We start from the raw sequence: 20534 nt of genomic DNA on the forward strand, positions 1-20534 counted from the left end.
CTTCCCTGGGGTCGAGTAGGCCGGGGACCTGGGGGGGTACCTCCCACGCCCTTCAAGGCAGTGTCCGGCATGCCGAGCAAGCCGCTCAGGCCGGCGTGCCGTCCTACGCGTCCGGCGTGAGCCTCACCAACATTTTGCCGATGTTGCCACCGCCGAGGAGGGAGAGCAGTGCCTCAGCCGCGTGCTCGAGGCCGTCCACCACTGTTTCGCGGGCGACGATCCGGCCCGAGCGCAGCCAGCCCGCGACCCGCTGCTCGAACTCCGGCCGCAGGTCGTCGTGGTCGCGGACGATGAAACCGCACAACGTCAGCCGCTTGAGGACCGCTTGGATCAAGTGGTTGATGTCCACGGTCCGCCGGCCGCCGCCGAACTGCGACATCATGCCGCACAGGGCGATTCGGCCACCGGTCCGCAACGCGTGCAGGGCCGCGGCGAGCTGCTCACCGCCCACGTTGTCGAAGTACACGTCGATTCCATCGGGTGCCAGCCGGGCCAGCGCCTCGCGCACCGGCTCGGCACGGTGGTCCGCGGCCGCGTCGTAGCCGAACTCCTCGACCAGCAGGGCGCACTTGTCGGGGCCGCCGGCGGTGCCGATCACTCGTTCCGCGCCCAGCATGCGCGCGAACTGGCCGGCGGCGGTGCCGACTGCCCCGGCAGCCGCCGACACGAAGACGGTGTCGCCGGGGCGAAGCGCCGCGATCCGGGTCAGGCCCACGTACGCGGTGAATCCCGTCTGGCCGAGCAGCCCCAACCATGTGGGCAGCGGGGCGAGTCGCGGGTCGATGAGATCCGCCCCGTCGGTGTCCGCCCCGGCCAGGACGGCTCGCTCCCGCCAGCCCAGCTGGTGACGTACGAAGGCACCCGGCGGTACGGAGGGACAGCGGCTCTCCTCCACGACACCGAGGGCGCGCCCGTCGAGCGGTGATCCGGGGGCGAAGTTGTGGGTGTAGTGCTTCTCGGTGGTCTCCAGCCGCCCGCGCGTGGACGGGTCCACGCTCATGTAGAGATTGCGGACGAGGACCTGCCCCTCACCGAGGGGCGGCAGGGGACGTTCCTCGACGGCGAAGTCACCGGGGAGCGGTTCTTTCCCGGGTCGGCGTACGAGACAGACCACCCGTGTGGTGCGGGGTGTCACCGGCTCACTCCTCCGGCTGCCGGGCGACGCGCCGCTGGGCGAGCCGGCCCACCCAGCCGGCCATCTGGAGGTCCGCGTGGCGCAGTTCGCCCGACTGCCAGCGGGCCTGGAAGTCGAAGATGCCCTGCGCTCCGGTCCCGGGATCGGTCACCTCGACCAGGCCGTCCTCGGTGAGCCGGTAGACATGCCCGGTCAGCGGGTGGATCACTTGCTTGGGCATGGATCCTCACTCCTGCACTCGGCGGCGCACGCCGCGCTTGGTCACGGTCACCGGGCCCTCGACCCGGAGCCGGCAGGCGAGCCGGGTCACGCCGTCCGCCGGCATGCGCAGAGCCTCGATGCCCTCGCGTTCCAGCGGGCCCACCGGCGAACAGTTCTCGGCACCGTCCTCCACCCGAACGAAGCAGGTACGACAGGTTCCCTTGCCGCCGCAGACGGTGGGCCAGCGGTAGCCGAGCCGCTGGGCGGCGGTGAACAGGTCCTCGCCGTCGAGGACGTCGATCTCGGCGCCTGAGGGCCGGACCGCCACCCGGTGGGTCACGGTCACCGCTTCATCCACTGGTCGAGAGTCTGGTTGAAGTGACGGATGCGGCTCTCCTGGTAGTTGGCCAGGGTGATGCCCGGCTTCCGCATCGTCTTCAGGCCCTCCTGGACGTAGGGCAGGTTCTCGCAGTCCTGGTCGAAGACGGGCCCGAGCACACCCAGTTCCGGGATGTCCGCGAAGAGCACGTCCTCGGGCACCCAGCGGATCTTGACCGGCGGCGGCATCTCGCCGGGCTGCTTCGGGGCGGACATGAAGATGATCTCGGCGGTGCAGGAGTCCGGGTCGAGACCGTTGGGCCGGAACCGGTAGATGATGTTGGACTTGGCGCCGCCCCAGGGGTTGAAGTTGGGGAAGAGCAGGTAGTTGATGGCGTCGAGCAGCTCGGTGTCGGCGGTCTGCGAGAAGTCCTGGTGCGAGGTGGCCGCCAGCTGCTCCCGCATCCGCTGGGCGAGGACCTGACGGGCGGTGCCGCCGGGCGGGATGGCGGGGAGGTCGTCCCCCTCCTTCATCACCAGGTCACGGCCCTGGGCCGCCGAGTAGAACGAGCGCGAGTCGTAGAACGTCTCCAGAACGTCCTCCTCCGTGACGGAGTCCGCCACGTGGGGGCTGGGAGCGCCCTGGATGTTGATCATCCGGTTCCAGTTGGGCTGGTCGGCCATGACGTCGTACTGCGAGTTGGCGTCGGCGAGCCACGGCAGCATCTGCGGGTGCGTGGCGATCACGTGGAACGACTCGATGAACGCGTCCTGCGCGATCTTCCAGTTGCAGGGCAGCACCTTGCCGATGTGGAGCGACTTGTAGCGCTCCTCCAGCGGCCAGATGTAGTACTCGTCGAAGGTGCCGCGGTAGCTGTCGAAGGACTCCGCGTACGGGTCCATGTTGACGAAGACGAAGCCGCGCCAGGTGGCCACCTTGGCCTCGGGCAGCGTGAACTTCTCCTGGCTGACATGGGGGAAATCCCAGGCGCACGGCGGGCTCTGGAAGGAGCCGTCGAGGTTCCAGGTGAACCCGTGGAACGCGCAGCGGAACTCGCCGACGTTGCCGCCGCTCGTGCGCAGTTTGCGGCCGCGGTGCAGGCACGCGTTGACGAAGGCGCGGATCTCGTCAGGGGCCGTCCGCGCGATGATCAGCGAGTCGTTGCCGATCTCGTAGATCTCGTGGTCACCGACCTCGGGTATCTCGCTCTCCAGGCAGGCGAACTGCCAGACGCGGCGCCACACCTGCTCCATCTCACGCTCGGCCCATTCACGGGAGGTGAAGCGCGCGGCGTCGATGTCCTCGCTGCCGAGGTGGTCGTTGTGGTCGAACCTCAGCGCCGGTGGAACTGGCCGGCTGTCCCGGTCGAGGTAGTCCTGGACGCTGGGTCCGGGGCACCGAGCCGATCCCAGCCCCGATGATTCGTCCATCATCTCTCCTCCGGCAGAAACTTTAGATTGAGTGTAGTTACTATCTCCAGCCGGGAGCAACACTCACGTCGGTGTCTGAACGTTCACATCGCGCGAGGTCTCCAGGAAGTACGTCGCCTCCCGTGGAATTACTTGGGGCAGCGTCCGCCCCGAGCCCGCTGGGCCGTGCCACACTTCAACGCGCTTGAGGCTGTATTACCTCATAAGTTTCTTGGTGGAGGTCGTCGAGCCGGCGCGGCAGGGACTTGTCCTGACACCCAGGGTGGGGACGGGTAAGGGCGACGGGGGCGAAAACATCGCCCTGCCCACACGCCCCCGCTCAGCCGTGCGGCAGCACCGTCCGTGCCACACAGCGCCGCAGCACCGTCAGGAACTCCGGTGTCTCCCACGGCCCCCGGTCCACGCGCCTGGTGTCGGCCACACCGAGGTCCTGCATGTCGTAGCGGCCGCGGCAATGGCCGAGGGTGAAGTAGCAGACCTCGCCGAGCCCGTACCGGTTGAGATACAGCACCGGCCGGGGTGCGTTGTCGGTAGCCGCCGTGCCGCTCTCGTCGAACCCGCGGCACGGCCCCGTGTACTCGGCGTGCAGCAGCACCTCCAACTCCCCGTGCAGCTCGCACACGTACAGCTCGTCGGTGACCGTGAACGGTTCGATCCCGGCGACCAGCGGATGGCCGGGCCGGGTCACCCGCACCTCGTATGGTTCGATCGGCGGGTGGGCCAGGAACTGGCTGCCGAGCACGACCGCTACTTCGCCGAGGAGCCGCGGAGTTGTGAACACACGCGGTCCTCCGGAAGCCGGCGGCTCGATCACCGAGTTGGTGCCGTGCAGGGCCAGCCAGCGACCGCCCCGCTCGACGAACCGTGCCAGCGCGGCCCGCTCTGCCGGGCTGGGCCGGACATCGCAGGTGTAGGTGACCATCAGGTCGGCCCCCTCCAGCGCGGCGACACAGTCGTAGTCCTGGAAGACCGTCGTGCGTACCCTCGGATGCTCTCCGAGCAGTTCGAGCAGCCGGAGCCGCGCGTAGTCGAAGTCGTGCCACCTGCCGCCGCAGACCAGTACGGCGTCCAGGCGGCCGGCCGGGCCCGCCACGGCTCAGTACTGGACGCGGGTCAGCAGCCCGCCGTCCACCACCAGGTTGACCCCGACGCAGAAGGAGCCGGTCCGGCCGAGCAGGAACGCCACGGCGGCCGCCACGTCCTCCGCGGTGCCGTAGCGGCCGATCGGCAGCTTGGCGAGGACCTCCTCGTACACCTCAGGACGGCTGGTGCGGATGGTCTCCCAGGCGCCGCCGGGGAAGTCGATCGGGCCGGGCGAGACGGTGTTGACGCGGATGCCCTTCGGCGCGAGGGCGTGCGCGAGGGCCGAAGCGTGCTGGACCACGGCGGCCTTCAGGGCGGAGTAGGAGTTGGCGCCGGCGGGCCGGGCGGTGTCGGAGGCGTTGGTGGTGCCGATGGCGACCACGGCGGCCCGGTCGGAGACCTCCAGGTGGGGCATGGCCGCCTCGACGAGTCCCGCGAACGGGATCAGGTCGCCGCGCAGGCTGGCCTCCCACGACTCGGGGCCCTTGACGTTGCCCGCCGACACGTTGGACACCAGCAGGTCCAGGCCGTCGAGTTCACCGGCCGCCCGCTCCACGAAGCCCGCGAGCGCGGCCGGGTCGGTGACGTCGACCGGCTCGGCGAACACCGTCGCACCCTCGCCGCGCAGTTCGGCCGCGGCCTTGGCGAGCGCCTCCTCGCCCCTGGCGCACAGTGCCAGCGCGCAGCCCTCGGCCGCCAGGGTTGCGGCGATCGCCCGGCCGATGCCCCGGCTCGCGCCGGTCACCAGTGCCTTCGCGCCGGTCAGTCCCAGATCCATCGATGTCACTCCTTTGTGATTGCGGAACAAGCCCCGGTGATTGCGGGAACGAGCCGCGAGGCCCCTCGGGTCGTCGTCCCTCAGTTGCCGGAGATCTGCGAGAACGGCACCCGGTCCACGCGCGGCTCCGGCGGCAGCTTCAGCACTCGCTCACCGATCAGATTGCGCTGGATCTGGTCGGTGCCTCCGGCCAGCCGGTAACCGGGAGCGCCGAGCAGATGCTGCGTCCAGGCGAACGTTCCCGGCTCTCCCGTGTCGGCGCAGATCCGGGCGCCCATGAGTTCGGCGGCGACCTGCCCGGTGCGGGTGAGCAGATCGGAGGCCATGAGCTTGGTCAGCGACGCCTCGGGGCCGGGCCGACCGCCGGAGGCGCTGGTTCTGGCGACGCGGTCCACGGTGGCGGCGCGCAGCGCGGTGCGGACGTACAGGTCGGCAAGGCGCTGACGGATCAGCGGGTCGTCGGTGCGGCCGAGAGAGCGGGCGAGGGCGAGAACGTCCGTGAACGTGCCGCCCTTGCGCCGGTTGCCGCTGCCGGAGGCGGTCCGTTCGAAGCCGAGGGTGGTGGTGGCGACCTCCCAGCCCTGACCCAGGCGCCCGATCCGGAGCCGGTCCGGGACGCGTACACCGGTGAGGAAGACCTCGTTGAAGGAGGCACCGCCGCTCATCTGGCGGATGGGGCGCACCTCCACGCCGGAGGCGTCCAGCGGGACCAGGAAGGCGGTGATGCCCGCCTGTTTGACGACATCCGGATCGGTGCGGGCGAGCAGTAGGCCGAAGTCGGCGAACTGCGCTCCCGAGGTCCACACCTTCTGTCCGTCGACGACCCAGTCTCCCCCATCCTCCTGCCGGGCGCGGGTGCGCAGAGCCGCGAGGTCGGAGCCGGCGCCGGGTTCGCTGAAGAGCTGGCAGGCCAGCAGGTCGGTGCGGAGGAACGCGCGTGCGTACTCGTGGCGCTGCTCGGCCGTCCCGAACAGGGAGACGGCCATCGCGACCAGGCGCACGGTGACACTGATCAGCTCGGTGGACGGCGGCACCTCGAAGGCCGACTCCTCCTGGGCGAAAGCCGCCGCGTGGGCGGCGGTGAGGCCGGCGCCGCCCTTGTCCCGGGGCAGGGTGAGGGCCTGGTACCCGGCGTCGAAGCGGGCTCGCTGGTAGGCGCGGCAGCGCTCCAGCAGCAGGCGCTCCTCGGCTCCGGGGAGGTTGTGGAACACGGCGAGGCCGGCGGCCTCGCCGGTCGTCTCCTGCGCTCGCACGGGTTCGAGCACGGTGGCCAGCCACTGTCGGACCTGTGTGCGCCATGCGTCCGGATCGGGCTGGGACATGGCTCCTCCTTGGGACGACACTTACCAGACGACAGTTGCAGTAACAGTGATCAGAAGGAATCCGAGCCATCCGCTTGAACATGTGTGGATGCGCTCTGCTTGGTGGGGAGTGTTCCGCACTTTCTTGATAAACGCTACAGTCTGCGCATCGACTCTCCCTGTGAACGCGGGAGAGGACCGAGAGCCGCCGGAGGAGCCATGTCGCTGCTGCCACTCGACCGTCGCGCCCAGGAGACCCCAGCCGAACCCGCCCTGGTGGACGACTGGGGAGTGCTGTCCTGGTCCGGGCTCGCCGACCAGGTGAGTCGGGCGGCGGCACGGCTGCTGGAGATCGCCCCCGGCCCTCACGACCGGGTCGTCGTGCTGGGCGACAACGCCATACCGACGGTGGTGGCCCATCTGGCCGGACTGCGCGCCGGTGTGGGGACCGTGGCCGCGTCCCGGCATCTGACGCCGGGCGAGCTCGTGGACCAGATCATCGACGCGGGGGCGACCGGGATCATCGCCGGCCCCGCCGGGGCGGGTGCCGCCCTGGACGCGGCCAGGGAACTGGGCCTCCCGCTGGTGATGCACGGCACTCCCGCGATCGGGCACGCCTTCGACTGGGACCTGTGGCTGGCGGCCACGCCCGCCGGCCGCTCGGTTCCCGCGGACCGGCCCGCCCGGCCACCCCTCGTCTACACCTCGGGAACCACGGGCCGGGCACGCGGCACCGAGGTGCGCTGGGTGACCGGCCCGGTCGCCGACAGCGCCGCGTATCTGGCCGCGATGGCCGCCCGGCCCGGATTCCCGCCGGGACCGCACGTGGTGTGCGGCCCGCTGCAGCACAACGCGCCGCTGACGTCGCTGCGGCACCTTGTGGCCGGTCAGCCGGTGGTCGTCCTCGGCAGATACGACCCGGCGACATTCCTGAGCCGCGTCGCGAAGTGGCGGGTCACCTCCACCGTCATGGTGCCCACCCACTTCCAACGGCTGCTCGCCCTGCCGGAAGAGGTACGTGCGCGGTACGACGTCTCCAGCCTCACCCAGGTGTCCCACACGGGATCCGCGTGCCCGCCGGACGTGAAGCGGGCCATGATCGAGTGGTTCGGCCCGGTGCTGACCGAGTCGTACGGCGCGAGCGAGGCGGGCACCGTGGCCCGCATCAGCAGCACCGAGTGGCTCGAACACCCCGGCTCGGTGGGACGCGCCCAACCCCCGTTCGAGGTCCTGGTGACCGATGACGACGGCCGGCCGCTGCCGCCCGGCGAACGGGGACTGCTCGCCTTCCGCGCGCCCGAGGACCGGGGCGTTCGCTACCACGCCGACCCGGACAAGACGAAGGCCGCCTATCTCTCCCCCGGCGTCTTCACCCTCGGCGACATCGGCTACGTCGACGCGAACGGCTACATCTTCATCACCGACCGAGCCGCGGACGTCGTGGTCTCCGGTGGTGTCAACCTGTACCCGGCGGAGAGCGAGGCGGTGCTGCGGCAGCACCCGGCGGTCGCCGAGGTCGCGGCCATCGGCGTGCCCGACCCGGACTTCGGCGAGTCGCTTCGGGCGCTGGTCGTGGCAGCCGTGGACGGGACGCGGGCCGAGGAACTGGACCGGTTCTGCCGCGATCGGCTGGCCGCCTACAAGTGCCCGAAGACCTACGAGTTCGTTCCTGAGCTCCTGCGCAACGCGATGGGCAAGGTCGACAAACGCGCGATGCGCCGGCCCTACTGGCGCTCCGAGCGGACCATCGCGGGCTGAGCCGGGCCGAGAACCGCCGACAACCGCCGACCCCTCGCCCCGAACAACATCGACCTTAGGGATCAGTCATGACCGAACTCCTGCTCATCCGGCACGGCCTCCCGCTGGCAGGCGTGTACGACCCGGGGCTGTCGCCGGAGGGCACCGCGCAGGCCGAGCGCCTCGCCGCCTGGCTGGTGCACGAGGATGTCGACGCCCTGTACACCAGCCCGTTCCGCCGTGCCCGCGAGACGGTGGCTCCCCTGGAACGGCTCACCGGCATGACCGCAACCGTGCTGGACGACCTGCGCGAGTGGGACACGGACGTCTCACACCCCTACACGCCACCCGAGCAGATCGGCGCGGACCATCCCCAGGCGGCGGCGCTCGCCGAGGGACGGTACGAGGACTTCGTGCCCGATCTGGACCGTGACGCCTTCCGCGCGCGTGCCGTACGGGCCATGAACACCATCCTCGACACCCACTCCGGCGGGCGGGTCGCGGCCGTGTGCCACGGCGGCATCACGAACACCTATCTGGCGACCGTGCTCGGCCTACCCACGATGTTCTGGTTCCACCCCGGCTACACCTCGGTCTGCCGGGTCCGGCGGCTGCCGGGCGGCCGGATCGTTCTGCACTCGGTGAACGAGACGGCCCACATGATCGCCGAGCGTGCCGTCGACGCGGTCGCCTGACCCCGCCTCTGTCCCCCGGCCCGACCCGACCCACTCCCCCAGGAGGTCCCGGCCATGCCCGGATCCGTCATCGTCGCCGGAGTCAGAACGCCCATCGGCAGACTGATGGGCACCCTGAGCACCGCGTCCGCCGTCGACCTCGGCGCCCATGCCATCAGCGCGGCACTGAACGCCGTGCACCTGGACCCGGCCGCGGTGGAGGCGGTCGTCATGGGCCATGTCGTCCAGGCCGGGGCCGGCCCCAATCCGGCACGGCAGGCCGCGATCCGTGCCGGAGTTCCGTTCTCCGTCCCCGCGAGCACCGTCAACAAGCTTTGTCTGTCGGGTCTGCACGCCATCGCCCTGGCCGACCTCATGATCGCGTCGGGCCGTCACGAGGTGGTCGTCGCAGGCGGCATGGAGTCCATGTCGGGCGCTCCGCACCTGTTGCGCGGAGCGCGCACCGGCTGGAAGTACGGTGCGGCCGCCGTCGAGGACGCTCTCGACCGTGACGCCCTCGTCTGCGCCTTCGACGGCGTCTCCATGGGCGTGGCCACCGAGCGGTACCAGCAGCCGTTCGCCCTGACCCGCGAGGAGCAGGACGAGTACAGCGCGCTCTCCCACCGACGGGCCGCCCGCGCCCAGGAGTCCGGCGCGCTGACCGACGAGATCGTCCCCTTCACGGTGACGGGACGGCGCGGCGAGACGGTGGTGGACACCGACGAGGGCGTGCGGCCGGGAAGCACCGCCGACGGCCTGGGGCGCCTGAGACCCGCCTTCTCCGGCGGGGGCACCATCACCGCGGGCAACTCCTCGCAGCTCTCCGACGGCGCCGCGGCCGTCGTCGTGATGAGCGCCGAACGCGCCCGGCGGGAGGGCCTGGCCCCGCTCGCCGAGATCGGCGCCTACGGCACAGTCGCGGGCCCCGACCCCTCCCTGCTGGTTCAGCCGGCGGGCGCGGTCCGCGACGCCCTGTCCCGGGACGGCCGGTTCAAGGCCGCCGACCTGGACCTGTTCGAGATCAACGAGGCGTTCGCCGGAGTGGCCCTCGCCTCCGTACGAGAGCTGGACATTCCCTTGGAGAAGGTGAACGTCAACGGCGGCGCCATCGCCCTCGGCCACCCCGTCGGCATGACGGGTGCCCGCCTGGTGCTGACCCTCGCGGCGGAGCTGCGGCGGCGCGGCGGCGGTACCGGGGCGGCGGCCCTGTGCGGGGGCGGCGGCCAGGGCGACGCGCTGCTGCTGCACGTGCCGGCGCAGGCCTGAATCCCGGAGCTGATGCGCGATGAACGACCAACCACCCCTGGCCGAGACGATCCTCACCGTGGCGACCCGCGCCTCCGCAGCCGACGGAGTCGTCTCCCTCACCCTGCGCCGCTCGGACGGCGAGGCACTCCCAGCCTGGACGCCGGGTGCCCACATCGACGTAGTCCTGGACAGCGACGACGGCGACCTGATCCGTCAGTACTCCCTGTGCGGGCGCCCGGAGGAACGCGAGGCCTGGCAGATCGCCGTGCTGCGCGAGCCGCAGGGCCGCGGCGGCTCCGCGTACGTCCACGACCACGTGCGCGAAGGCAGTACCGTCCGGGTCCGCGGCCCACGGAACAACTTCCCGCTGCGGCCCGCCCCACGCCATCTGTTCGTCGCAGGCGGCGTCGGTATCACCCCGATCCTGCCCATGGTCGAGGCCGCCGAGGCCGCGGGGACCGACTGGCGTCTGCTGTACGGCGGCCGCACCCGCACCAGCATGGCGTTCCTGGAGCGTCTCGCCCCGTACGGGGACCGTGTGCTGATTCGCCCTCAGGACGAGTACGGCCTGCTGGACCTCGCCGCCTTCCTCGGTCCACCGGAGCCGGACACGCTGGTGCACGCCTGCGGTCCCGAACCCCTGCTGCGGGCCGTACAGGAGAAGTCCGCGGACTGGCCGCCGGGCACGCTGGGCGTCGAGCGGTTCGCCCCGGCCGAGGCGGCCGGGGCCGGTCCGGCCCAGGCCTTCGAGGTGGAGCTCGCCCGTTCCGGGCTCACCCTCACCGTGCCGCCGGACCGCTCGGTGCTCGAAGCCGTGGAGGAGGCCGGTGTCGCGGTGGCCTTCTCCTGCCGGGAGGGCACATGCGGTACCTGCGAGACCGACGTGCTCGACGGCAGGCCCGACCACCGCGACTCCCTGCTGTCCGAGGACGAGCGCGCCACCGGCGACACCATGCTCATCTGCGTGTCACGTTCGTGCGGGCCTCGTCTGGTTCTCGACCTGTGAGCAGTGGGGCTCCCTCACCCTCCCTCTGCCGCTGCTCACATCGCCGTCGCCTCCAGCACTTCCTGAACGGCCGGTGCCGGTGATGCCGAGCACCGGCGTGACCCGTGCCGCCGTCGTCACCAACCGACGAGTTGGTGCGCCGCTTCCACGTCGACCCAGCAGGACAAGATGCGGATCGCGGTCGACCCGACCCTGTGCCGCTCGAAAGTCGTCACCGCTGCTGGAGCGAGGGCGTCACCGTCTTGAGAGCATGGCCGGGTGATCGTGTCCCTGCTGTACGAAGGTGACCCGCAGGCCGACCAGCTGCGCGCACGTCAGGACCACGTCGTGAAGTTCTTGCACACCTCGGACTGTAAGCGGCCGCGGTCGCCTCATCGACAATGCTGCGGGCTCATCACCTTCTCGAACCTGAACATGCGATCGGTCCCGTCCCCGTCCTGCGAATCGCCCGGCGAGGCCCGGTACGTCTTCATGCCGCTCCGTTCCACAATGGAATCGGCGGCGACGTGGGTCCGACCGTCTCGTGAGAGCACGCACGACAATCACCGGCTCGCGGTCGAGCGAGCCGGCCCGTCGGGCATCAGCGAGTTTCAGCCGCGCACTTGACGTCACTCGGACGTTGTCCGCCGAGCAGGTACTCGGTCACCTTGTCGTTGGCGCACTTGTTCTTGCCGAGCAGGTAGGCGCCGTGCCCGCCTTGGTCGACGGTGATCATCGCGGCCCGGTCGCCGAACGCGCGGCGCGTCGAGTGGGCGCCGACGAGCGGCGTGGCGGGGTCGCGCTCGTTCTGCACCATGAGGACGTTGCGCGGTCCGCGATCGGACGGCAGCACCTGCTTCTCCACCGGCTTGGGCCAGAACGCGCATGGGTAGATATTCGCCCCTGCGGCACCGAACATCGGATACCGGACGCGGTCCACGGCGACGTTGCGCTCGTAAATGCTGACAGACGAAGGCCACTGGGAGTCGCCGCAGATCACGTGCAGGCGGCCGGAGATCAGGCTTTCCATGCGCGGGACCTCCGGTACCTCCTGGGGTGGCAGCGGCTGGTCGTTGTCGAGCGCCTTCCACTGCGCGGCCATCTTCGAGAACGCCGCGTCACCGGTGGCGTAGAGGCCGCCGAACACCAGCATCCGGAACTGCTGACCGGTGAGCCCCTCGACGGACGGCTTCGCGTCCAGCCTGCCCGCGAGGTCGAAGTACTTGGCGCGCACCTCGTGCGGCGTGGTGCCCAGCCCGTACTCGGGGTGTGCCGCCGCCCACTTCGCGAAGTCCGGGAACGTGTCCTCCACGCCGCGGCCGTGCATGCGGCCACCCTCGACGTCCCAGCCACCCTCGGGGAGGTTGCTGTCGATCACGACGCGGTCGCTGGTCCTCGGGAACAGCGTGGCGTAGACAGAGCCCAGGTACGTGCCGTACGAGTAGCCGAGGAACGAGGCCTTCTTCTCACCCAGTGCGGCGCGGACGCGGTCCAGGTCGCGGGCGATGTTCGCCGTTGTGTTGTACGGCAGTTCGTCGGCGGTCGACGACTTGAGGCACTGCTGTGCCATCGTCTTGACCTCCTCAGCGCGCTTGGGCACATCGGCCTGCGTCACGGCGTACGGCGGCACACTGCCCGCGGCCATCTGCGCATCGGTCAGGTCGCACGTGGCAGGCGAGCTGTAGCCGATGCCGCGCGGGTCCATGCCGATCACGTCGTACACGTCCAGCACGCTCTGCGGCATTCCCATTGTCTTCAGGAAGACCGGGAACGTCAGGCCCTCACTCGGCCCGCCGGGGTTGGTCAGCAGGATGCCTTTGCGCTTCTCCGGGCTCTTGCTCGCCAGCCGGGTGATCATCACCTCGGTCTGGCGGCCTTCCGGCTTGCGGTAGTCGAGCGGCACCCGGAGCTTTCCGCACTCCAGTCCGGGAAGCGCCACGTCAGCGGGACACGTGACCCACTGCACCTGCTTCACGAGTGGTGCGGCGGACGCCACCCCCGTTACCGCCACCAGCGCTGCGGCGGCGGTCACGACCGCGGCCAGCGACAACGCTTTTCGCATTAGCAAATACCTCCCCGACGGCGCGCCCCTTCGGCGTGCCAAACCGATGAATGTCAGCCGTTCATGCGGATCAGGACGTCGATCTGGGCCTTGTTGTAGAGCTCGACCACGACCTTGGCCATCGTCTGCATCGCGAACTTCTCGCCCCGCGGCGAATCGCCGTACATGCCGACGGCATCCGGGAACGCCGCACGCATCTCCTGCACGTACGGGAGCGCGCTCATGCGGTCGGCCAGGCGTTGGCGAGTCTCCTCGTCCGCGTCCGCGGGCAGGTTGTCGAACTCCGCGATCGCGATGTCCTTCGAGTGGCCCTTCAACACCTCGTTGTAGGTGGCCAACGCCTCCGGTGAGAGCAACTGAGCGATCACGACGGTCGCCGCGCGGTCTTGCGGGGACAGGTTCGCCTCCGCGACCGTCGCCGCGATGTCGGGCGGCAGGTCGGTCGGCGCCCCCTGGCGCAGGATCAACGCCAGTTCGACGCGGATCCGTTGCAGCCGCTCGATCGTCGCGGCCAGCTCGGCGTCGAGCACGCGCAACGCCTCGCCGGGATGTTCGTCCCCGTCACCGAGTTCCGCGATCTGTGCGAGCGACAGCCCGAGATCGGTGAGACGCCTGATCCTCAGTACCCGCACGAGATGGGTCACGCCATAGCTCTTATAGCCGTTGGCGCGGCGTTCCGGCTCGGCGAGCAGGCCCACGTCGTGGTAGTGCCTGATCGTGCGCAACGTCGTGCCGGCGAGTTCGGCCAGCTGGCTGGTGCTCCACCCCACGACGTTCCCTCCGTTCGGTCTCTGACACGACCAAGTTGAAACCATGCCGCTACGGCATGGTCAAGGCAGACCGGATCTTCGTGGTTCATGTGGGCAACTCGCGGATCCGTCCAACTCACGAGTTGCGAGATCCGGTCGGCGAAGGACTGCGCGGAGGATGCATCGGCGCCACGTCGTCATAGTGAATCTGCAGGCGTTGCTCGCGGACTTGATCGACCGGCTCCTCGCCCACACCTTCTTCTACGGGTCCAGCGGTCCGCACAAACAAACAGATGTGGCAGTGCCTCGAGCAGGTGGTCTTCTCGGACGTAGAGGTTCCGCGGTTCGCCTTCGGAACGTCGCTTGGCGCTGGTGAAGCCATGCCGGCATCGATACCCCGCTCGCCCATGAACCCAGTGCCCGTCCATTCGCCGGCCACAACGCCCGCACACGACGAGTCGACGTCCTCCCGGTGCAGCCGCCTTCAGCGTGCAGCTCGCTCGTTGTCGCGGTTGCATGGTTCTCATGGCTCCGCTTCCGATCCGTGATCGCGCAGGCAACGCGTTGGTGGAGTTTCGTCTCGTCACCGATATGGAGTTGGAGCACCTGGGTGATCGGGTGGGCATTCCGGCGGCCGTGGTAGTGGTCGAGCACGCGGACCGCATACTCCTGATGTTCGACAGTTGGCGGAAGCAGTGGGAACTCCCGGGAGGAGCACGCGAGCCGGGCGAGACGCCGCGTCAGACCGCGGTCCGGGAGCTGCACGAAGAGACCGGCATCCACGGAGTGCAACCGGACGGCGTCGCGGTAGCCGAGTTCGATCTCATCAACCCGGACCGGCACGAACTGCTCGCCGTCTACCGGGTCCGGCTCCAGGCCGCGCCCAGCCTGCTGGTCAACGCCGAGGCGCTCGACTTCCTGTGGTGGCCACCGTCGGTGAGGACATGACCCCGCTCGACGCCGAGATCGCCAGACGCGTCACCCACTCCTCGACCGAGTGAAAACGACCAGACCAGACCGCGAGTGCTGACGAAGGTCCTGGAGAAGCTCGGGTTCGCGCGTGAAGGGACGTTGCGGGAAGACTGCGTCGTAAACGGCGACGTATCGGACTCGTGGGTGTACGAGCTGCTCAGGCGAAAGCCCTCACCTGAACCCGTACCCGCGCGCTGAGTCTGGTCACAGGTTGTGCGCGATGGGATGAAGCGGCTGATACAAGGGCAGCTCGGCTCCACTTGGCATCCGTACCGCGGTCAGTCGGCCCCACCGCGCCTCGGTCACCGGTCGAGTTGTTTCGACACCGGCTGCGGCCAGGTCGGTCAGCACCGTGTCCAGGTCGTCGCACATCAGGTAGAACTCGTGCTGCGGTACCCCGTCGGTCGGGTGGACGGCTACCTCGGCCGGCGGCAGTTTGAAGATCAGCCATCCGTGTCCGGCATCTACGTGAGGGAACCCAAGGACGTCCGCGATGAAAGCCCGATCCGCCTCGGCGTCCTGGCTGTATAGGATCACATGCGCGCCGCTGAACATGGCCCACAATGCCTCGCGAAGCCGTTGCCCCGCAAGTCAAGGCCGTCCAACGGCCGACTGCCAGTTCGGAGCCGACGGCGATCCGTCATCGCTCACGATCAGCGTAGTCATTTCGCGAAACCGCTGACTGTCACGGACTCCGCTCTCACCGGCACCCACCACCACAGCCACCCCGAGCAGAACGCCGCGATCGCCGCCTACATCCGCTGACGCCTGAGGCTCATGTCTCAGTCATGGGCCCGTCCACCGCGAACAGCACGGCAGGGCCCTCTTCCTCCTTCAACAGCAACAGGTACGGCGGTTGATCAACAACGCCGAGGGCTGTAGTCCTATTAGGACACGGGAGAAGTCCGCAAGTTTCAGCCCCAGCGCATCACAGTGCGCGCCCGTTACCGGACCCCACGTCGCCGGATGCACGTGCGCCTCAACCGATCGGCGCATGCCGAGCGGCCTGAGCGCGCAGCAGGGCGAGGGCGAACAGCCCCGCCGGGATGATCAGCCAGCAGGAGAACAGCCGGTAGCCGAGGACGACGGCCGCGGCAGGCGCCTGGTGCGCACCCGCCGCGATCAGCCCGGCGAGCAGGCTCGCCTCGATCATGCCCATCCCACCGGGCGTCAGTGGCACCTGGCGCACCAGTTGCACGACCACGTATGCCGTGCCCACCTCGAAGAAGGTCAGCGGCAGGTGGAACGCCTGCGCGACAGCGGCCAGGCAGCACAGGTCGGCCAGCCAGTTGACCATCGCGAAGACGAGGGCGCCGCGCCGGTAGCGCGTCGGCAGGGTCACCATCGCCGTCACCGCGTGCCGCGCGCTCGCCCGCCAGCCGCTCGACGTCCAGTCGTCCTCGGATCCGGGGACGCCGTGTGTGTCAGGCCCGCGCCGACAGATCGCCTCCCACACTGCGAACAGCAGCAGGACGACCAGGATCACCACCGCGACCACCGAGGCGACCGGGTGCGTCCGCCAGGTGTCCTGCGGGTGCTCCGCCAGCAGGATGAGGAATCCGAACAGGCACAGCAATGCCAGACCCGCCGTCGACAACACCCCGGACAGCAGGAGCACAGTCGCCGCGACCTCGGTGCTCGCCCCTGCCTTGCGGAAAGCCTTGAAGGCGAAGCCCGCCGAGACCGCCGACCCCGCAGGCATGCTGATGGCGATGGCCGAACGCCCGTAAGTCACTGCGATCGAGCGCCAGATCCTCAGCGACACTCCGAAACCCCGCAAGAGCCACCACTGCTGGCGGGCGAACATCCTCATCGAGACCAGTTCGGCCACCAGCGCCACCAACAGCCAGCCGGCGTCGGCCGTCCGGACGACCGGCACCAGGTCGGACATCTTCGGCAGCGACCGATACACCAGTGCGCCCGCCGCAACGAGTGCCAACGCGGTGAGCATTGGTCTCCACCAACGTCTCATCCACTTCTCCCGACACTTACTAGACGCAATAGTTCCGTTTCGGTGACGGTAAACCCACCGCCTCACCGGCACAACAACCAGGGGTCCGTGTCGCTCCCGGTGGTCGGCGTGGACAACCGCCGGTTGTCCATCCACGTCATCCCTTGATCGGCAGACCGTCACTTGTTAGCGTTCACACCCGCTCGATGCGCGGCTCACCCGAACGCCGTGCTCCGGCACGCCCCGGGAACCGTGGCGATCGTCAACAACGATGTTGATCCGCGCGAGGAGCGGGCATGAGGTCAGTGAGAGCAGTGCTTCCCGTGGTCGTGCTGCTGGTCGCGGCGTGCGGCGCGCCGGCGACCACTCAGCAGGCCGGGACCGGCGACGGTGTGCTGGTGGGCGTCACCATGCCGACGACGTCGTCGGAGCGCTGGATCCACGACGGCCAGAACATCAAGCGCGACCTGGAGAAGCAGGGACACCGGGTCGACCTGCGGTACGCCGAGAACGACGTGCCGAACCAGGCGAAACAGATCGAAAGCCAGATCGCCGACGGCGCGAAGCTCCTGATCATCGCGTCGGTGGACGGTTCCGCGCTGACCCAGCCGCTCCAGCGGGCCGCGGACGCCAGGATCCCGGTGATCGCCTACGACCGGCTCCTGCGCGGCAGCCCGTACGTCGACTACTACGCGACGTTCGAGAACTTCCGGGTCGGCGTGTACCAGGCCGAGTCGCTGCTGACCGGGCTCGGCCTGCGCACCGGCGACGGCCAGCCCGGCGCCGCGGCGGGTCCGTTCAACATCGAGCTGTTCGCAGGCTCGCCGGACGACAACAACGCGACGTTCTTCTTCAACGGCGCCATGTCCGTGCTCAAGCCGTACCTCGACGCCGGCACGCTGGTGGTGCGGAGCGGCCAGACGGACTTCAATTCCGTCACGACACCGCGGTGGGACGGCGAGACCGCCCGCAAGCGCATGGAAGGCCTTCTCACCACGACCTACCGCCGTGTCAAGGTGAACGGCGTGCTCTCGCCGTACGACGGCATCTCCCTCGGCATCCTGACCGCGCTGAAGAACAACGGCTACGGCCCAGTCTTCCCGATCGTGACCGGCCAGGACGCCGAGCTGGGTTCGGTGAAGTCCATCATCGCGGACCAGCAGTACTCGACGATCTACAAGGACACCCGCGAACTGGCGACCGTCACGGCGCTGATGGCCGACGCGGTGCTGAAGGGCCGGACGCCGCCGCAGCTGAACAATCTCAACGACTACGACAACGGCGTGAAGGTCGTCCCGGCCTTCCTGCTGAACCCCGTCAGCGTCACCAAAGCCAACTACCACAAGGTTCTCGTGGAGTCCGGGTACTACACCGACGACCAACTCCGCTAGTGCGGCACCAGGTGAGCATGCCCAGGGCCGAACACCTCGTACCTGATGTCGTCGGCGTAGATGCCACGACCGAGGAGGCGGCCACGCACGTCGCGCATGAACGCGATCGGGCCGCACAGGTAGACGGTCGCATTGGCGGACAGGCCGATCGCGTCCACCTCGACGCGATCGGCCTGTCCGCCTTCGTCGCCGTGCTCGTACCAGGTCAGTTGCTCGAAGCCAAGGGCTGCTCGTCGACAACCAACACGGTCCGGACTGGACGGTCAGGAATCCGTTGCCCTTGTCATACGACGGGGCGGACATCTCGTGCAGGTGTGACCGATCTGCCTGGTTGATCTTGATGGTCCCGGCGGAGGCGTAGTTGGAGTTCGACCGTCCGCTCGTGCCCTGGGAGTGGACGAACAGCTCGGTGCGGTACCGGCAGCCGTTGTGGCAGACCTTGTCACCGAGGCTCCAGACCCATCCTCTGGCAGTCATGTGCGGCCGAGTGCTCTGTGACGACGTCAGGTCTTCAGCGCAAGAATCCCCTTGGCGAGATCACCTCACTGTTTACCAGTCCGTTGTCGGCGTCACTCAATCAGGCGTTCTTTGTCAACCGGAACGGGTAATTGTGTAGGGGACTTGGGGCGCGACAGGATCGCTACGTACTGTCACACCAAAAATGATCGACGAAAATCGATCGCGGCAGACGGGACTGGAAACAGCAGAATGACGAAACAGGATGTCCAGCCAGGGTCATTTAAACGTGCAAGATCGCTGCCAGGAAGGTCGGTATACCGCCACGAACCACTTGCTGCGCGCCGCCGCCTGTTCGGCTTCCTGGCGGCGCTGACAATGGTGACGACGCTCGTCACCACCGGCGGCACCTCTTCTCCTGCGGTCGCGCAGGAAGAAAATGCCGCGGCCGCTCCCGTCGGCCGGCTGGAGGTGTTCGCCCGCGGTAGTGACAAAGGCCTTTGGCATATCTGGCAGACCGCACCCAACAACGGCTGGTCCGGCTGGGGTCCCCTCGGCGGCGGGATCGACCTGCTCGAAGTCGGCCGCAATGCCGACGGCCGGCTCGAGGTCTTCGCCCGCGGCTTCGACGGGGCCCTGTGGCACAAATGGCAGACATCGCCCGGCGGCGGCTGGTCCGGCTGGGTCTCGCTCGGCGGCTGGATCGACCGGATCGCCGTCGGGAACAACAAGGACGGCCGGCTCGAGGTCTTCGCCAGGGGTTCGGACAATGCCCTGTGGCACATCTGGCAGACCGCACCCAACAACGGCTGGTCCGGCTGGGCCTCGCTCGGCGGCTTCGTCGACCAGATCGACGTCGGCAACAACAAGGACGGCCGGCTCGAGGTTTTCGCCACGGGCAGAAACAGCGCCCTGTGGCACATCTGGCAGACCGCGCCGAACAGCGGTTGGTCCGGCTGGGCGTCGCTGGGCGGTTGGATCAGCAAACTCGCCGTGGGGAGCAACAGGGACGGCAGGCTCGAGGTCTTCGCCATCGGTATGAACAACGCCCTGTGGCACATCTGGCAGACCGCACCCAACAACGGCTGGTCCGGCTGGGCCTCGCTCGGCGGTTGGATCGACCAACTCGCCGTCAGCCGGAACGGGGACGGCAGGCTCGAGGTCTTCGCCAGGGGATCCGACAACGCCCTGTGGCACATCTGGCAGACCGCACCCAACAGCGGCTGGTCCGGCTGGGCGTCGCTGGGCGGCTGGATAGACCGGCTGGCGGTCAACTCGAACAAGGACGGCAGGCTCGAGGTCTTCGTCCGCGGTAGTGACAAAGGCCTTTGGCATATCTGGCAGACCGCACCCAACAGCGGCTGGTCGAGCTGGGCCTCGCTCGGCGGCTGGATAGACGAACTGGACACCGCACAGAACGCGAACTGAAAGAAGCCGCAGTCGGCGCCGGGCCGAAAGGTCCGGCGCCGACCGGCATTTGGCCGGCGCGACGAAGGACGCCGAGTCTGCGGAAGAGGAGCCATTCTCACCCGGCCTGGTCTCGGCGACTGGTGAGTTCGCTTCGCGGACCGCGCCGCCGCGAGTGGCTCCTTTGTTGCAGGGCACGTGTCTTGGGTCATTGTGGACGTTGACCAGAATTGACCGCGCTCGCGCCCGGCGCCGCGCAGCGGGCTTCGCCAGGCGGGGCAGCCCGAGGCCACGAGCCGCCACCGGAAGACCCTCCGCGGGATCGAGTGGCCACCGATCGAAAATAGGCCTCGGCAACACCGGTGCGTGGCGGCCCAGTTTCGCGCCACCTCACAGAATCCGACCGCGGCCCGTGGTTGGCGGGTCGGAACTTCCTGGGGTACAGCCGTTTTTCTTACTGCGGCGGCGCCCCGGCACTGCGGTCCAAAGACCGCAACCCGTCTCTCTCCCCCTGATGTAGCACCTGCTTCAGCACGTCGAACACCACGGCGCACAGATGAACGGACGTCTACTCCGCTACGCAGACCTGCCGACGGTGGCGAGCTGGGATGGCCGCACCGGGCCTGGTGCTCCGGCTGCGACAGGTGCCAACGGC

Annotated in this window: 20 protein-coding genes; 7 read left to right on the top strand and 13 right to left on the bottom strand. The window is 68.9% G+C overall.

Annotated features, from left to right (window positions below; translation table 11 throughout):
* Positions 1 to 103: 103 nt before the first annotated feature.
* The 7 genes from JOD27_RS46975 to JOD27_RS37250 form a co-directional block, all read right to left on the bottom strand.
* Complete coding sequence (locus JOD27_RS46975) at positions 104 to 1135, bottom strand: NADP-dependent oxidoreductase (RefSeq protein WP_204767046.1); 1032 nt, start codon at positions 1133 to 1135, stop codon at positions 104 to 106.
* A 4-nt stretch (positions 1136 to 1139) separates the two neighbouring features.
* Positions 1140 to 1355, bottom strand: coding sequence for a transposase (locus JOD27_RS37225; RefSeq protein ID WP_112273664.1), 216 nt, complete (start codon positions 1353 to 1355; stop codon positions 1140 to 1142).
* A gap of 6 nt (positions 1356 to 1361) precedes the next feature.
* The gene (locus JOD27_RS37230) at positions 1362 to 1682 is read right to left on the bottom strand and encodes a 2Fe-2S iron-sulfur cluster-binding protein (RefSeq protein WP_204767047.1); all 321 of its coding nucleotides are present in this window, start codon (positions 1680 to 1682) and stop codon (positions 1362 to 1364) included.
* Positions 1679 to 3085, bottom strand: coding sequence for an aromatic ring-hydroxylating oxygenase subunit alpha (locus JOD27_RS37235; RefSeq protein ID WP_204767048.1), 1407 nt, complete (start codon positions 3083 to 3085; stop codon positions 1679 to 1681). Before JOD27_RS37235 ends, JOD27_RS37230 begins: the two co-directional genes overlap by 4 nt.
* 319 nt (positions 3086 to 3404) lie before the next feature.
* Positions 3405 to 4178, bottom strand: a complete 774-nt coding sequence (locus JOD27_RS37240; protein ID WP_204767049.1) for a ThuA domain-containing protein — start codon at positions 4176 to 4178, stop codon at positions 3405 to 3407.
* A 3-nt stretch (positions 4179 to 4181) separates the two neighbouring features.
* Complete coding sequence (locus JOD27_RS37245; RefSeq protein ID WP_204767050.1) at positions 4182 to 4946, bottom strand: SDR family NAD(P)-dependent oxidoreductase; 765 nt, start codon at positions 4944 to 4946, stop codon at positions 4182 to 4184.
* A gap of 80 nt (positions 4947 to 5026) precedes the next feature.
* Complete coding sequence (locus JOD27_RS37250; RefSeq protein ID WP_204767051.1) at positions 5027 to 6268, bottom strand: acyl-CoA dehydrogenase family protein; 1242 nt, start codon at positions 6266 to 6268, stop codon at positions 5027 to 5029.
* 198 nt (positions 6269 to 6466) lie between these two features.
* Here JOD27_RS37250 and JOD27_RS37255 point away from each other — a divergent pair, with 198 nt between their 5' ends.
* From JOD27_RS37255 to JOD27_RS37270, 4 genes are all read left to right on the top strand, one after another.
* Complete coding sequence (locus tag JOD27_RS37255) at positions 6467 to 8005, top strand: AMP-binding protein (RefSeq protein WP_204767052.1); 1539 nt, start codon at positions 6467 to 6469, stop codon at positions 8003 to 8005.
* Between the two features lie 68 nt (positions 8006 to 8073).
* Positions 8074 to 8679: a histidine phosphatase family protein gene (locus JOD27_RS37260; protein WP_204767053.1), complete on the top strand. Its 606-nt coding sequence runs from the start codon at positions 8074 to 8076 to the stop codon at positions 8677 to 8679.
* A gap of 54 nt (positions 8680 to 8733) precedes the next feature.
* Positions 8734 to 9924, top strand: a complete 1191-nt coding sequence (locus JOD27_RS37265; RefSeq protein ID WP_204767054.1) for an acetyl-CoA C-acyltransferase — start codon at positions 8734 to 8736, stop codon at positions 9922 to 9924.
* A 19-nt stretch (positions 9925 to 9943) separates the two neighbouring features.
* Positions 9944 to 10912, top strand: a complete 969-nt coding sequence (locus JOD27_RS37270; protein ID WP_204767055.1) for a PDR/VanB family oxidoreductase — start codon at positions 9944 to 9946, stop codon at positions 10910 to 10912.
* Positions 10913 to 11492: 580 nt separating this feature from the next.
* On the opposite strand, the gene JOD27_RS37275 is transcribed toward JOD27_RS37270, so the two are convergent.
* The 3 genes from JOD27_RS37275 to JOD27_RS45520 form a co-directional block, all read right to left on the bottom strand.
* Positions 11493 to 12953, bottom strand: a complete 1461-nt coding sequence (locus JOD27_RS37275) for an alpha/beta hydrolase (RefSeq protein WP_204767056.1) — start codon at positions 12951 to 12953, stop codon at positions 11493 to 11495.
* Between the two features lie 53 nt (positions 12954 to 13006).
* Positions 13007 to 13723, bottom strand: a complete 717-nt coding sequence (locus JOD27_RS37280) for a helix-turn-helix domain-containing protein (RefSeq protein WP_204767057.1) — start codon at positions 13721 to 13723, stop codon at positions 13007 to 13009.
* Between the two features lie 176 nt (positions 13724 to 13899).
* Complete coding sequence (locus tag JOD27_RS45520) at positions 13900 to 14367, bottom strand: recombinase zinc ribbon domain-containing protein (protein WP_307830557.1); 468 nt, start codon at positions 14365 to 14367, stop codon at positions 13900 to 13902.
* On the opposite strand from JOD27_RS45520, the gene JOD27_RS37290 reads away from it, so the two are divergent.
* Positions 14294 to 14650 (top strand): NUDIX hydrolase, encoded by a 357-nt coding sequence (locus JOD27_RS37290; RefSeq protein ID WP_239570720.1) that lies wholly within the window; start codon positions 14294 to 14296, stop codon positions 14648 to 14650. The two genes, JOD27_RS45520 and JOD27_RS37290, sit on opposite strands and share 74 nt — an antisense overlap.
* A 228-nt stretch (positions 14651 to 14878) precedes the next feature.
* Here JOD27_RS37290 and JOD27_RS37295 read toward each other — a convergent pair whose 3' ends face one another.
* Positions 14879 to 15229: a VOC family protein gene (locus JOD27_RS37295; RefSeq protein WP_239570723.1), complete on the bottom strand. Its 351-nt coding sequence runs from the start codon at positions 15227 to 15229 to the stop codon at positions 14879 to 14881.
* Between the two features lie 424 nt (positions 15230 to 15653).
* Complete coding sequence (locus JOD27_RS37300; protein ID WP_204767059.1) at positions 15654 to 16625, bottom strand: lysylphosphatidylglycerol synthase transmembrane domain-containing protein; 972 nt, start codon at positions 16623 to 16625, stop codon at positions 15654 to 15656.
* A gap of 296 nt (positions 16626 to 16921) precedes the next feature.
* Here JOD27_RS37300 and chvE point away from each other — a divergent pair, with 296 nt between their 5' ends.
* Positions 16922 to 18016, top strand: a complete 1095-nt coding sequence (gene chvE / locus JOD27_RS37305) for a multiple monosaccharide ABC transporter substrate-binding protein (protein ID WP_204767060.1) — start codon at positions 16922 to 16924, stop codon at positions 18014 to 18016.
* Here chvE and JOD27_RS37310 read toward each other — a convergent pair.
* Positions 18013 to 18174 (bottom strand): hypothetical protein, encoded by a 162-nt coding sequence (locus JOD27_RS37310; protein ID WP_204767061.1) that lies wholly within the window; start codon positions 18172 to 18174, stop codon positions 18013 to 18015. The two genes, chvE and JOD27_RS37310, sit on opposite strands and share 4 nt — an antisense overlap.
* 550 nt (positions 18175 to 18724) lie before the next feature.
* Here JOD27_RS37310 and JOD27_RS37315 point away from each other — a divergent pair.
* Positions 18725 to 19900 carry a PLL family lectin gene (locus tag JOD27_RS37315; protein WP_204767062.1) on the top strand — a complete coding sequence of 392 codons (1176 nt, stop codon included), beginning with the start codon at positions 18725 to 18727 and terminating at the stop codon, positions 19898 to 19900.
* Positions 19901 to 20534: the final 634 nt, after the last annotated feature.

It is taken from the genome of Lentzea nigeriaca, assembly GCF_016907955.1.
Lineage (GTDB): Bacteria > Actinomycetota > Actinomycetes > Mycobacteriales > Pseudonocardiaceae > Lentzea > Lentzea nigeriaca.

Bases quoted from the DNA above. Each gene is read 5' to 3' on its own strand.
- JOD27_RS37225 (WP_112273664.1), bottom strand. From the start codon at position 1,355: ATGCCCAAGCAAGTGATCCACCCGCTGACCGGGCATGTCTACCGGCTC.
- JOD27_RS37235 (WP_204767048.1), bottom strand. From the start codon at position 3,085: ATGGACGAATCATCGGGGCTGGGATCGGCTCGGTGCCCCGGACCCAGC.
- JOD27_RS37245 (WP_204767050.1), bottom strand. From the start codon at position 4,946: ATGGATCTGGGACTGACCGGCGCGAAGGCACTGGTGACCGGCGCGAGC.
- JOD27_RS37250 (WP_204767051.1), bottom strand. From the start codon at position 6,268: ATGTCCCAGCCCGATCCGGACGCATGGCGCACACAGGTCCGACAGTGG.
- JOD27_RS37255 (WP_204767052.1), top strand. From the start codon at position 6,467: ATGTCGCTGCTGCCACTCGACCGTCGCGCCCAGGAGACCCCAGCCGAA.
- JOD27_RS37260 (WP_204767053.1), top strand. From the start codon at position 8,074: ATGACCGAACTCCTGCTCATCCGGCACGGCCTCCCGCTGGCAGGCGTG.
- JOD27_RS37265 (WP_204767054.1), top strand. From the start codon at position 8,734: ATGCCCGGATCCGTCATCGTCGCCGGAGTCAGAACGCCCATCGGCAGA.
- JOD27_RS37270 (WP_204767055.1), top strand. From the start codon at position 9,944: ATGAACGACCAACCACCCCTGGCCGAGACGATCCTCACCGTGGCGACC.
- JOD27_RS37275 (WP_204767056.1), bottom strand. From the start codon at position 12,953: ATGCGAAAAGCGTTGTCGCTGGCCGCGGTCGTGACCGCCGCCGCAGCG.
- JOD27_RS37290 (WP_239570720.1), top strand. From the start codon at position 14,294: ATGGAGTTGGAGCACCTGGGTGATCGGGTGGGCATTCCGGCGGCCGTG.
- JOD27_RS45520 (WP_307830557.1), bottom strand. From the start codon at position 14,367: ATGCGGTCCGCGTGCTCGACCACTACCACGGCCGCCGGAATGCCCACC.
- JOD27_RS37295 (WP_239570723.1), bottom strand. From the start codon at position 15,229: ATGTTCAGCGGCGCGCATGTGATCCTATACAGCCAGGACGCCGAGGCG.
- JOD27_RS37300 (WP_204767059.1), bottom strand. From the start codon at position 16,625: ATGCTCACCGCGTTGGCACTCGTTGCGGCGGGCGCACTGGTGTATCGG.
- chvE (WP_204767060.1), top strand. From the start codon at position 16,922: ATGAGGTCAGTGAGAGCAGTGCTTCCCGTGGTCGTGCTGCTGGTCGCG.
- JOD27_RS37315 (WP_204767062.1), top strand. From the start codon at position 18,725: ATGACGAAACAGGATGTCCAGCCAGGGTCATTTAAACGTGCAAGATCG.